This window comes from Mycobacterium nebraskense, from assembly GCF_002102255.1.
Lineage (GTDB): Bacteria > Actinomycetota > Actinomycetes > Mycobacteriales > Mycobacteriaceae > Mycobacterium > Mycobacterium nebraskense.
This window is the reverse complement of the sequence record NZ_LQPH01000102.1, coordinates 1-12,378: the sequence shown is the minus strand read 5'-3', so window position 1 is coordinate 12,378 and position 12,378 is coordinate 1. Positions and strand designations below refer to the sequence as shown.

11 protein-coding genes and 1 pseudogene are annotated in these 12,378 nt (G+C 66.5%); 6 read left to right on the top strand and 6 right to left on the bottom strand.

Features of this window, described 5'->3' with window-relative positions:
• Positions 1-196: 196 nt before the first annotated feature.
• Both AWC17_RS10895 and AWC17_RS10890 read right to left on the bottom strand, forming a co-directional pair.
• Positions 197-1,036, bottom strand: coding sequence for a sensor domain-containing protein (locus tag AWC17_RS10895; RefSeq protein WP_047324250.1), 840 nt, complete (start codon positions 1,034-1,036; stop codon positions 197-199).
• 9 nt (positions 1,037-1,045) lie between these two features.
• A complete protein-coding gene (locus AWC17_RS10890; protein ID WP_158086684.1) occupies positions 1,046-1,414 on the bottom strand; it encodes a WhiB family transcriptional regulator in 369 nt (122 codons plus the stop codon).
• Positions 1,415-1,791: 377 nt separating this feature from the next.
• On the opposite strand from AWC17_RS10890, the gene AWC17_RS10885 reads away from it, so the two are divergent.
• The 6 genes from AWC17_RS10885 (at position 1,792) to AWC17_RS10860 (ending at position 8,759) form a co-directional block, all read left to right on the top strand.
• Positions 1,792-2,847, top strand: coding sequence for a sensor domain-containing protein (locus tag AWC17_RS10885; protein WP_167385568.1), 1,056 nt, complete (start codon positions 1,792-1,794; stop codon positions 2,845-2,847).
• Between the two features lie 82 nt (positions 2,848-2,929).
• Positions 2,930-3,697 carry a sensor domain-containing protein gene (locus AWC17_RS10880; RefSeq protein WP_074020886.1) on the top strand — a complete coding sequence of 256 codons (768 nt, stop codon included), beginning with the start codon at positions 2,930-2,932 and terminating at the stop codon, positions 3,695-3,697.
• Positions 3,698-3,780: 83 nt separating this feature from the next.
• Entirely contained in the window at positions 3,781-4,218 is a 438-nt protein-coding gene (locus AWC17_RS10875; protein WP_047324254.1) for a hypothetical protein, read from the top strand.
• A gap of 17 nt (positions 4,219-4,235) precedes the next feature.
• A complete protein-coding gene (locus AWC17_RS10870; protein WP_231614292.1) occupies positions 4,236-5,513 on the top strand; it encodes a DUF7373 family lipoprotein in 1,278 nt (425 codons plus the stop codon).
• Positions 5,510-6,718, top strand: a complete 1,209-nt coding sequence (locus AWC17_RS10865) for a DUF7373 family lipoprotein (protein ID WP_047324256.1) — start codon at positions 5,510-5,512, stop codon at positions 6,716-6,718. Before AWC17_RS10870 ends, AWC17_RS10865 begins: the two co-directional genes overlap by 4 nt.
• A 7-nt stretch (positions 6,719-6,725) precedes the next feature.
• Positions 6,726-8,759, top strand: a complete 2,034-nt coding sequence (locus tag AWC17_RS10860) for a serine/threonine-protein kinase (protein WP_047324257.1) — start codon at positions 6,726-6,728, stop codon at positions 8,757-8,759.
• Positions 8,760-8,780: 21 nt separating this feature from the next.
• On the opposite strand, the gene AWC17_RS10855 is transcribed toward AWC17_RS10860, so the two are convergent.
• The 4 genes and pseudogenes from AWC17_RS10855 to AWC17_RS32650 all read right to left on the bottom strand — a co-directional run.
• The gene (locus tag AWC17_RS10855; protein WP_047324258.1) at positions 8,781-8,996 is read right to left on the bottom strand and encodes a hypothetical protein; all 216 of its coding nucleotides are present in this window, start codon (positions 8,994-8,996) and stop codon (positions 8,781-8,783) included.
• A gap of 139 nt (positions 8,997-9,135) precedes the next feature.
• Positions 9,136-9,321, bottom strand: a complete 186-nt coding sequence (locus AWC17_RS10850) for a hypothetical protein (protein WP_047324259.1) — start codon at positions 9,319-9,321, stop codon at positions 9,136-9,138.
• 304 nt (positions 9,322-9,625) lie between these two features.
• The gene (locus tag AWC17_RS10845) at positions 9,626-10,537 is read right to left on the bottom strand and encodes an ATP-binding protein (protein ID WP_085164628.1); all 912 of its coding nucleotides are present in this window, start codon (positions 10,535-10,537) and stop codon (positions 9,626-9,628) included.
• Positions 10,438-12,378: pseudogene (locus AWC17_RS32650) on the bottom strand (hypothetical protein); the annotation flags it as partial. The pseudogene AWC17_RS32650 and the gene AWC17_RS10845, both read right to left, overlap by 100 nt.

Sequence of the window (12,378 nt, the reverse complement as noted above, 5' to 3'; positions counted from 1 at the left end):
GTGCGCCAGGGGGGTACGGCCCCGCGGCGGGGGGATAGGGGCGGGGTTGCTGGTGTCCGTATGGCTGGGGGTACCCGGATGGTTGCTGGTTGGCATTGGGCCAAGACATAGTCGCTCCGTAAGGGGTAGGATATCGAGGGGAATGGGGCTGGCCCGCCGTTCGTGGCGAGCCGGCGTCAAGTCCCTTGGGGCGCGCTCAGTCTCGGGAGATCCCAGCGGTGGTTTTGGCCACGATGTCGCTTGCTTGCGTGGTGGTGTCCAAGCCACACCAGAGAGCGTCGATGATGACGTTGTTGGCGATCCCCATGGCACGTTGGCAGCTGGCGACGCTCGGGCCTGAGTGGGTCTGGGTGGCGGCCAAGGTGGTGTCGGTGCTCTGTGGCTCGCCGAGATTCCAGGTAAGGGGAGCATGGCCGGGTGTGATGACGGTGATTGACTGGTTGGCGCAGCCCGACCAGCGTGTCTTGGCTTGGCTGAAGAATTGCTGGGCTGAATCGGCGTCGCGGAAGCCGATCAGGGCTTGCATCAGCGCGTGCTTGGGCGCAACGGGTGCCGCGTCGTCAAGTATTTGGCCTTGCAGCGCGGTCCAGTTACTCCCTTGGTAGACGGCGGCTTCGGCCGGTTGGTAGATGTCTAGGCAGCCGGGATTGGACACTGTCTCCTCGTCGTGCCACATCTGCGAGATCGGCTTGCGCACGGCCATGGCGGTGGTGTGCGCGATGGTGTTGACGTCGCTGTCTTTGAGCAGCAGATCGGCAAGGTGCTGAGGCAAGACCGCCGGTGGTTGCCAGCGCCCCAGATCGGGTGCGGCGCTGGGGTGCCCGGCTTCTGTGGTGGTGCAGCCGGTCAGTAGTAGGGCTAAGGCGGCGGCGGTGAGGATGGTCGAGCGCACGGTGGCGGTCAGGCGCGGTGTGCGGCGACCTGTGGCGTGCTTGGCGGTGCCCGATCCACGGGCCGGGCCGCAGACGGGGAGTCGTTGGCTGGCGCTGTCGTCGACGCTGGCGATCGCGCGAGGTTCTGAAATGACGGTACTCATGGGGCTCTCCTATGCGGCGCCGGCACGAAAGCTGGGGGATTGGTGGTGGGTCTCGGTGTGTTCGGCGGGCTGCGGTAGCGGGGCCACCGCAATATCACCGATCTCGGCGTGGCGACGCCGCTCAAACTGGGCGGCCAGGAATGCGTAGACGGGTTTGAGGTCCTGCGGGTAGTCGCCGGGCAGGATCACTCCGCCCCAAACGCCGTGGGTGGCGCCAGTGGCGACCGCGTTGTAGCCGCAGCGGCCCAGAAAGGGGCATTCGGCGCACCGCTTGATCGCGCGGTGCCGGCGGCGTGCATCGAAGAACAGCTCGGGGTCTTGCCGGCAGGCCAAATCTTGGTTCGTGTGGAACAGGCGCACGTCAGCTGGCAGCTGCAAAGACGCGAACGGTCTTGCAACAGACCGGGTCTCGCTGGGGAGAGGAGGGAGGTTTGTCATCGGGGCGGTCCTTTCGTCTTTGGATGCTGGCGGGGGTCGTGATCGAGGTCGGGCGTTTGGTGAACGACGCGGCGCTTACGTGGGTGCTGGTGTCCGGTCCCGGTTGGGATGACGCAGACGCTAGCAATAAAAACACAGCAGTGCAATGTTTCAAAGCATTGCGCCCTGTTTCATGCTGTGTTTCAATGTGGGGCATGCAAATGAACGACTTCGCGCCTGGCGGCTGCGGCAGCGGCCCGGCCGGCGCTGATAACGGTCACCCCACCGCAGCGACCGACCTTTGCGCCACGCCGTCACCTACTCCTGGAGGACACCGAATGCCTGACCAGCCCAACGTGCCGATCACCCGTGCCGCGCATGACGCCCCAACATCACATGTGGTGCCGCAGTGGGCTGCGGCTCCCGCTGACTCCCAGGCCGAGGCAATTGATGTCTACCAACCCGGTCAACGGCCGGCTTTCGGCCCTGGCCCGGGCGAGGAGATCACGACTGTGTTGCCTCGCCGGCCTATCGGTTTTGCGGGGCCGGCTTCGATACCGCCTGCAGCACCGGGAATGCCGGCGTGGGGCGCGCCGGCCGGCTATTCGCCGTCGCCGTCCCGGCCCGCACCGAACCGTCGCCGGCTGCCGTTGGCGTGGATAACGGCTGGGTCCGCAGTCGTAGCCACCGCCCTGTGCGTCGGGCTCGTGATCAATTTCGCCAGCGGCTCCGACGGACCCGCCGACGTGAGGATCGCTCCGCGCTCGAGTGCCACGTCAACCGCGCCCAGCCCCAGCTCCACACCTGCGGCAACGATGCCACTCTCTGCGCTGCCAGGCGTGCTGCTGGATGTGACGACCCTCAACAGCATGCTGGGCGTCTCAAATCTCACGCCTAGGGCCGACGTGTCGCGGAATGACACGCTGGCCTTCTCCGGCGGGGACAACGATCACCCTGAGTGCGGCGGCGTCCATCACCCGGCGCTGCAACGAGAACTCGACAACAGCGGCTATCTGGGGGTGCGGATCCAAGCGGTCTCAGACCCGCGCATGACCGAGAACATCGTCGATGACGGAGCGATCTACTACTCAACGGCTAAGGCGGCCAACGACTTTGTCGACAAGCAAGCCCAAGCCTGGGAGAAATGCAACGGCATCACGCTGCATCCCGACCCGGCCCTTCATGACGGAATCTGGATGGTAGGCACCGTCGCCAATCGTGGCGGCATGGTCAGCGTCATCAATACCCAGGAAGGCGCCGAGGGTTGGCAATGCCAGCGGGCGCTTACCGCACGCAACAACGTCGTCATCGACGTGAACAGCTGCGGTTTCAATCGCAACGATCAGGCCATCGCCATCGCCACCCGCATGGCCGACCGCGTCACCCCGCATTAACCTCTGCCGCCGATGGTGGGCGGCCTCAAAATCGGCTGGCAATGCACTCACCGTGTGGCCGCGAGGCTGCACAAAGAAAGGAATGACGATGACCAGGATGTGGTTGTCGCCCAGGGTTATTCGGCTTGCCTTGCTCGTGGTGTCCTCGGTCTTGATCACGATGACGGTCGGGTGCACCGATGTTGTCCACGGCGCGGTGCGGGCAGCACCCAACCTTAAACCTCGCGCCCTGACCGGCCAGGTCATCAAAGACGCGATGCTGAGCGACACCGAGCTCTCGCACGTATTTACTCAGTCGTTCGAAATCGACCGGGCACCTGTATTCGGCGGCCCCGGGGAGCTGTTCTGGGATTGGCCCGGCGCTAGACAAAGCGATTGCGCGGGGCTCAGCCACATCCTGATGGGTGAGGTGTACACCAACGCCCAGGTCCTCAATGTCGCGCACGAACAGTGGTGGGACTCGCACGCCGATCACGATCCGACGGTGATTGACCTGGAGGAGGGTGTGGTTGCGCTGCCGACAATGGCCGCCGCCGATGCGCTGTTCGCGAAGTTCACCGAGCAATGGACCAGATGTGTTGGCGCACGCGTAGATGCCGGCGTGGGTTATCACTACGAGGTCGGCGACGTGCATGCTGACGCCTCTGTCGTGGAAGCCACCGTGGCAAACCAAGACCAAGAAACCCGGTTGCGCGAGATGCATGCGCTCGGGGCGCGCGACAACTGCATCGTCGAGGTCTCTATCACCTACTTCCGCGACACTGCTGCTGCTGCTACTGCACCCGCCCCAGGCCACAGCGCGGGCGACGTCACCCGACTGATCATGAACAAAATTGGCGATCGCGCCTGACGTGCTGGTAGCAGCGGCTACCATTTTCTGATCTGGTTCCAGACCGACACAGTCGCGCGGCAACGCGGCAAAGGGGGAGAGGGATGGGCACACACGGCGTAGCCGATCCCGAGGGATCACCCAGTGCGCTCGTGACCGCAGCGATGAGCCAACCGCGAGCCCGCCATCTCAACTCCGCTCAGCGGGCCCGTCTCCAACGCGCGGCGCGCGATGCCGCGCTGCTCTACCCTGACAATTCCGACCTGCAGCAGTGCGCCATCGACGCCGCACTCGACTACCTCAACGACAGTGCTGACCTGGACGCCGACGGCGCCAAATGGCACCGAATCCGCCAGGAAGAGAGACGACTTGGTGCCCGGGTACGACAGCTGGCAGTGATGGCGGTCGCCGACAAAGCGATTTCAGAACGCCGGGCGGCTAGCGCGATCTTCGTCGATCGCATGGCCTTGCGCCGCTGGTCGGGAAAAACAGGCCACTCGCGAAAGACGGAGTCACCGCGGGGTCAGGAATCATCCCGGTGACACCGACACACCGAACCATGGCTCACACCGCGGGGATGTATGCACGCTGGAGCGCATCACTGCCGCTACTGACCGCCCTCATTACCGCGGGGATCGCGCTCAGCAGCGGCTGCTCGTCGGTCGTGACCGGTAACGCCGTGAAGTCCGGCGGCCCAGCACCGGCGGCGGCCAACGCGGCGCTGCTCGACCCCGGCAACTATCCGCGCCGACCCCGACCGCCATTGGGCAACGTGGCCGATGACGCCGCCGGGCACCGCGTCGAAGCCCAGCGCATGGCCGACATGGTAACCGGACCCTGGCAGATCGATGACAAGCTCATCAGCCCGACGAACGCGGAAATCGCACCCACCACCGCCATATCCGACCCGGGCCGGCTTTCGGTGCTGGTGCGCGGCGAAACAATCGCCCCGATCGCCACCGCACATCACTTCGTAGCCGGCTTCGTCAGCGGCCGCGCCACCCCGCCACCACCGAAAGGACAGGCCGACAGCGACAATCCCAAGATCCTGGACAACGGAGTGTTGCGCTTCCCCACCACCCAAGACGCCGCCGACGCCGCAGCCGCCATGGGCGCAGCCGACTTGGCCACCGTGCGCCCAGGCAACATTTGGGCCACCCGACTCCCCATTCCGCGCTACCCGGCCGCGGTGGCCGACGTTGCCGCCCTCTCAGGAGGCTTTGAAGCCGAATCGTTCACCGCGCACGGACCCTACGTGTTCTTCCAGTTCGCCGGCTCCAAAGAAAGCGCCGCCGCAGCCGCCGACATGATCGCCAAAACCCTGGACCTGCAAGGCCCTTCGGCCGACCACTTCCAAGCCACACCTGTAGACCAGCTGGCCTCCTTGCCCGCCGACCCGACCGGGCTGCTGGCCCGCACCGTGCCGGCCACCGAGCCCAGCATCAATCAGTCCGCGGTCTACTCCCCGCACGCCTCCCTGCATTTTCGGTCTGACCCAATCGCTACCCAAGCGATGTACAACGACGCCGGCATCGCCCGCGTCGCCGTCGACCGCACCACCGTCTACGAGGCAGTCGATACCACCGGCGCCCAGCGCGCCGCCGACGGTCTCGTGCGTATCGACGTCCCGTTCCTGGGCTACCACTCCGCGCCCGGCATCAACGGGCTACCCTCAGCGCGCTGCTTTGACCGCGGATCCGACAGCACCGACCTGGGCGCCGTGCGTTTCCTGTGCATCGCTACCGCCGAGCGGTACGCCTTCAAAGCCACAGCGGCCCAAGAGGTCGAAGCCCACCAAGTCATCGCCGCCCAATACCTGATGCTGACCACATCATGAAGGTCCGCGCACTCACCTTGATCCTCGCCGTCGCGGCCGCGGCGATCACGGTGGCATGCAGCACGACGATCGCGGGCAGCGCCATCAAAGCCCCGGGAGAGGCCAGTTCGGACGGTGTCGATCTCGCATTGCTCGATGTCGGGAATTTTCCCACCGCCCCGCGCCCCCCGATCGGCGTGGCCAGCGACGCGCTGCAAGGCGGGTGGGCAGAAGGGCGCCGCCTGGCCAGCGCTGTGGTGGGCCCCTGGGAGGTCGACCCCGACCTGATCGACTTCGCGCAAATGGAATCCGGCGTGGTCAAAGACACTGACGCGGTCAACTCGCTGCTGGGCGCCCCGCTGGGTGAGGCCCTTAACGGCCACCACTTGCTGGCCGGGTTTTCCAGCGCCCGTCACACCGACAAAGGCGCCTACAAAGACCTGCTCAACATGGTGTTGGAACTGGCCAGCCCCGCCGACGCCACCGCCGCGATCGCCGACATGGCCGCCAAAGGCGCGTCCTTGACCATGCCATTCGACACCAAACCTGTCCCCACCCAACCAGTCTCGATTCCCCGGTACCCCGCAACGACTGCGCTGAGCTACACCTGGACCGCGCACTACCCCGAACCCGGGGGGCCGCGTTTCACGGTGACCGCCCTCAGCGCTCACGGACAATACGTGTTGGCACAAGCCGCAACGTCGGCCGACAACGCCGATAGGGCAGCCCAATTGATCGCCACCACCCTCGATGTACAGCAGCCGCTGGTCGACCAATTCAAACCCACGCCACCTGATCAGATGGCTCAACTGCCGCTGGATCCTGATGGCCTCATGGCGCGCACCGTGGCACCCCGGCAAGAAAACGAGTCGATCAGCGACGGCGTCTATGACGCGCACGGCGCCCTGCACCTGGCTCCCGACGACCCGGTGCATTTGGCGGCGCTGTTCAAATCCGCTGCCGTGCAACAGGTGGCCTGGGTGGTGGAAACCAGGATCTACCAAACCCCGGACAGCGGCTCAGCCGCGCGCCTGGTGGCTGACATGACCGGCCCGAACCAGGTTCGCGGGATCAGTGGCATGCCCAAAGCGAAATGCTTCAACGAGACCCTGGCCTACTGGTGTGTGGCCCGCGCGGACCGCTACGCCTACGAGATGCAAAACGAACAAGAACACGCACTACATCAGATGATGGCCGCCCAATACCGCATGCTGACCGGAAAGTAAGCCCCTCATGCCGCTTGCCGTAGGAACCGTCATCGCCGGATACCGCATCGAAAACGTGCTGGGCTCAGGTGGAATGGGCACCGTCTACCTGGCCCGCCACCCCACATTGCCGCGCAGCGATGCACTGAAGATTCTGTCCGCCGAGCTGTCGGTGGACCGCCAGTTCCGGATCCGGTTCACCCGCGAAGCCGACCTGGCCGCCACCCTCAACCACCCCAACATCGTGCGGGTCTACAACCGCGGCGAAACCGACGGGCATCTGTGGATCGCCATGGAGTACGTCGAAGGAACCGCCGCTAACGATTTGGCGCGCGCTAACCTCACCCCGACCCGCATCGTGCGCATCATCACCGACGTCGCCGCCGCACTCGATTACGCACACTCGCGCCGGGTGCTGCACCGCGACATCAAACCCGGAAACTTCCTAATCTCGTCACCGGGCAGCGATCACGAGCGAGTGTTGTTGGCCGACTTCGGCATCGCGCGCGCCCTCGACGATGCGACCACGTTGACCGCGACAGGCTCGATGGTCGGCACCGCGGCCTACGCGGCGCCCGAGACCATCGAAGGCCGCCCGGCCGATCACCGCACCGACATTTATTCCCTGGGCTGCGCCTTGTTTCGGCTGCTGACCAGCCGCACCCCCTACGAAGACAACTCATTGTCGGCAACGCTGGCCGGACACCTGATGCGACCCGTCCCGCACCCGACAGAAATCAACCCCTCTTTACCACCTGAGATCGACGACGTGATCGCCCGCGCGCTCGCCAAAGACCCCGATCAGCGCTTCCAAACGGCCGGCGCGCTGGCCGCGGCGACCAGCGCCGCATTCACCAATAACCCTGCGCCACCGACCACCACCGGCCCCACCGGGCCCCGGGCGAGCAACGCGACCAATCCCACGCTGAGCTATCCACCGACGCCGCCCCACGCCCAGCCGGTGTGGCCCGCCTATGATCCCCGCGGAGCAGCCGCGCCACCGAACAGTGCTATGCCCCAACAGTTCGCAGGTGTACCGTCCGGCCCAACGCCGACTGGCCCTGCCGGTTCCGCACCAACGCCCAAGGGCCGCAAACGCACTCGTCTCATCGTGGGCGCGACAGTGCTTGTTGCTGCCCTGGTCGCGGCCACCGTGGTGGGCATTCACCTGTTCGGTCACACCAGCGGCGACTTGGGCCCCTACCAGCCACAAACCCTGAACACCAAATTCGGCACCCTCAAACTCGAGCACCGCCCGGTGGCCATCGCCGCACTCGGACCCGGCGACCCCGATGCTGTGCTCTCGCTGGGCGCTCAGCCGGTCTTGATCAACGCCGCTGGCGCCACCACACCGAGCTGGTTGCAACCGCTCATGCACTCAACCCCACCGGTATTCGCGGCCGCTGATGCCGCCGCCATCACCGCGGCCAAACCCGACCTGATCATCGACACCGGCGACGTCGACCAACCTACCTACAACGCGTTGGCCTCGATCGCGCCGACACTGACCCGGCCCGCCGACAACAGCCAAGACTGGACGTGGCAGACACAACTGAACTGGGTCGCCACGGCACTGGGTCGCACCGACGCCGCCAAGACGCTACTGGACAAGGCGCAATCCGAGCAGAACACGATCCGCTCCGAGCACCGCAGCTTTCTCGGCAAATCGGCCGTCGTGATCAACTACACAGGCACCACGACCACGACCACGACCACGGCCGCGGCGACCCCGTCACCGCCGAGTAGCTACCTGGAAAGCATCGGCTTCACCTACAACCCCCACTACAAGCGCAGCCCTGGCGGCCCACCGCAGGTTCCCTTCAACATCAACGACGTCGACTACATCGGCCAGCGCAGCGACGTCATGCTGCTATTGCGGACCGACCCCGCCGCCGGCGGCGGCGGGTACGCCGGCTTGCCCGCCAAATACACCAGTTTCGGGGGCACCCTGGTCGTCATCGATGATCCCGCGACCATCACCGCCCTCAATACCGGCGGACCTGCGGCCACCAGCTACCTCAACACCGCACTGGTCACCAAGCTCACCAACCAAATCCACTAGCGCCTGTCCGACAATGTCGAGTCAGACGGCCCGCCACTGGTCCGGCTTCTTCTTGTCGGTGAGATGCCGAACGCGCGCCACCAGTGGTGAATGACCCTGCTTTTTTGCCCAGTCGATCGCATCCTGCTGGGTTGAGGCCCGGTGGAGTTCGCTATCAGCGTGGTCTTCGACGACATAGTGCGAGATAGCGTCTCCTTCGCGGCCTTTGGGTCGCGGTTCGACGTAGACGTTGCCCATGAGTGTTTCTCCGTTCTGCGTGCTGGTCAGACAATCTCTGCGTACCCAGCCCGTGGGCCCGTGTCACACAGCGCCGCGAGGTGACACGTGCGGCAGCCTGAAACGGGCGGCGACCATCCGCCACCTGTAACCAGGAGAGTCAGGACGTTCGCCGCAAGCGCCGCACGTCGTGTTCGACACAACCCACGCGTTCGGCCGCCTCTGCGACCGAGAGCTCGGGGTTAAGGAGGATTTGCAACTCGGCGGTAGTGAAGGTCGGTTCGACGTCCCAGGGAGCCTCATCCCACCCGGTTTCACTGAAGCCAGAAAACAGTTCGTCGCACATAGCTATCCTCACGAAACATGGAGAAGGACCGAAGATTTCGATGAATGAGGTCGGGGGCTGCGTCGCCCGCCGGGATGACCTCCGTGTGTTGATCGTACCGTCGCGGTGTTCCATTTGCTGGCTTACAGCCGCGTGAGATCGCAGGCTGTACGTCACTAGCCGATTCGAGGTCATCGCTCGTAACCACCCGATGCACGATCGAAATTCGGTGAACGACGCAGAAAAGTGCGGAGAGCGACGAGTGGGAAACCTGCGTAGACCCACTGGTGTCGAAGGCGCGAGGTCGGCCGCGATCGGGTGAACTTTAGAGTTCGAGGCCGTTGCCGCGGTTCTGGTGGCGGCCGCGGGTGCGGTCGCGTTCGGCGATGGAGTCCAATCGCTGTGCGGTGGCGGCGATGTCGCGCAGCTGCGCAAGCACTTGGGTGCGTTGGTACAGGACTTCGACGGCGCGGCTGCGCTCGGGGCTGGGTGTGCTGGTGGCGGCGAGGTAGTGTTCGGCGCGCTCGATGGCGGTGCGAGGTTGGGTGCGGCCGGGGTCGGGGGTGCCGAGGTGTTGGGTGTTGGGCAGGTCGTTGGTGAGCACGGCGATCAGGGTGTGGGTGGGCTGTCGATCACCGGGGGTGGCGACCAGTACAAGTTTGGTGTTGGTGGCCGCGGCGGTGTGGGCGAGCCAGCGCAGTTGTGCCGGGGTGAGGGTGTCGGCGTCGTCGACGATGATCAGGCTGCCCAGCGGTGGTTTGTGTCGCTGGGCGGTGAGGTCGGCGCGGTAGTCGTCGATGCTGGTGGTGGTGTCGGCGTAGGTGTGGTCAGGGGCGTTGTCGGAGCCGGTGACCGCCAAGGTGGTCTTGTTGTGGTGGTGGGCGGTGTCGGCGAGGGCGCTCAGGGTGGCTGTTTTGTCGGCACCGGGATGCAGGTGGAGCAGCTGGACGCTGTGAATGTTGGTGGTCAGCGCGCTAACGGCGCGGCGATGCGCGTCGTCGAGGCCATCGAGGGCGGCCGGCGGAGGTGTGTAGAGGGCGGCGGGGCTGGCAGCGCTGGCCGCGTCCAGGAAGTCGACTTCGGCCTGAAGCTGGTCGAGATCGGCGCCCAGATCGTAAGTGTGGGCGGGGGTTTGGGCTAGCGAGCGGGCGGCTGCGGCTTCGGCGCGGGCGAGCTGGTCATCAAGGTTGCGGGCGCGTCGGCGGGCGAGGTTGAGGGTGTCGGTGTCGGCGCGCACGGCTTGCGCGCGGCGCGCGTGCAGGTGGTGTTCGGTGACGATGCCGGCCTGGCCGCCGGCGCTGTCGATGAGGTCGGCGCGCGCACCCTCGAGGCGGTCGCGCGCGGTGCGTACCGCGGCGTCGACGTGCTCGGTTTGTTCGCTGACCTGAGTGTGGTGTTGCTGGTAGCGGTCCGCGATGTCGTGGTCGCCGCGTTCGGTGGCCGCGGTGATCGCGGCGGCAAGCTGGGTGAGGAGTTGATGGTGCAGCTCGGCGGTGTCTTCGGCGTGCACCCAGCGGCCATGCGCCTGGGCGAGAGCCTGCTGGTAGGGGCGTTGTTCGACGAGCCGTTGGTGCAGCTTGGCGAGTTCTGCAGCGGCCGCGCGTTCAGCGGGTCCACCGCCGCCGGACAGGATGGCGTCGACGAGTTGGCGGGCGTGGTGGTGGGCGGGTCGGCGATGTCGAGGTCGCCGAGGTCGTCTTCGACGAACCCGTAGGAGTAGTCGTGGGGGTCGGGTGGGGGCTCGTGCAGGTCGGCGTCACCGATGTGGTGGTCGGTGAGGTCGAATTGCTGTTGGCCGGTGAATGTTTCGGCGCGCTCGGCGGGGTGGGGGATGTCGGGGTCGATGGTGGCGGCGTGGTGGGTGAGCAGTTCGACGCGGTAGGTGAGCAGGCGGGCGTATTCGTCGGGGCGGATGGTCTGGGTGGCCGAGATGTCGTGCAGGTGTTCGGCGGCGGCGGCGAGCAGATCGTGTGGGGGCCAGCTCGCGGCGGTGACCGCGGCGACCAGGCCGGGCCAGGCGGGGTCGGTGATGATGGCTTCGGCGATGCGGGTTCCGAATAGGTGGTGCAGCTCGGCGGTCCAGGGGGGCCGCAGTTTGGTGTCGGTGCCTTCCAGTGAGGGGGGTGCGAGGGTGCCGGCCAGGCGCCACCACAGGGCGGCGGCGGGCATGTCTGCGGGCAGGGGCCCGTGTTGGGTGGCGGCGTCGTGGAGGAGGGCGGAGACGTCGGCGCCGGCGCGGGCGGCGCCCTCAAGGTGGGTGGCCAGCCGCGGCCAGTAGGGGTCGTCGGTGAGGTGGGGGTTGATGGTGTCGGCCAGTTGGCGCCAGCGGGCGGTGTCGGCGCCGGCGCGGGTCAGGGCGGCGTCGAGGCGCGAGTGGATGACTTGTTGGATGATCGCGGAGCGGTTGGCGTGCTGTTCGGGGCCGGTGATGCGGGTGTCGGCGGGATCGACGTGGTGGGCGGCGCGAAAGACCGCGATTTCGGCCAGCAGGTTGCGGTTGCCGTCGAGCAGGGGCCGCGCCCAGGCGGGTGCGGTGGTGGCATCCCAGGCGCGGGCGGTGCCGCGGATGTGATCGGCGAGCTCTCGCACGAGGTCAGCGCGGGCGTGTAGGTAGGTCGCCCATGTTGGGTCGGTCGTGATGACGTCGGGGATGGCGGGCAGCCAGTGCAGCGGTCCACGGTCTGCCGCGTCGACGCCGGTGGGGGCTGGCAGACGCCAGTCCAGGACGGCGGCCGGGTCATGTGCGTCGCCCAGCGGGGTGGCCGCGGCGTCGTGGAGTGCGTCGATGGGGTCGTGTCCTTCGATGGCCAACAGGGCCAGGTGGCGGCGCAGCACGGGCCAGGCTTGGGCGTCGGTGAGGTGGTGGCCCAGGTGTGCGGCGGCAGTGTCGATGCGGGCCATGACGTCGGGGCCGGCGTTTTGTTCGGCGGCGGCGGTCAGCGCGTCGGAATACATGTCGGCGGCCAGGTGCAGCCGGTTGAAGGGGTCGGTTTCGGCGGCGGCGAGGGTGTGGGCGGATTGTTGGGCGCCGTCGCGGCCCAGGATGGTGGTCAGGATGTCCACGGCGGTGGGGGGGTG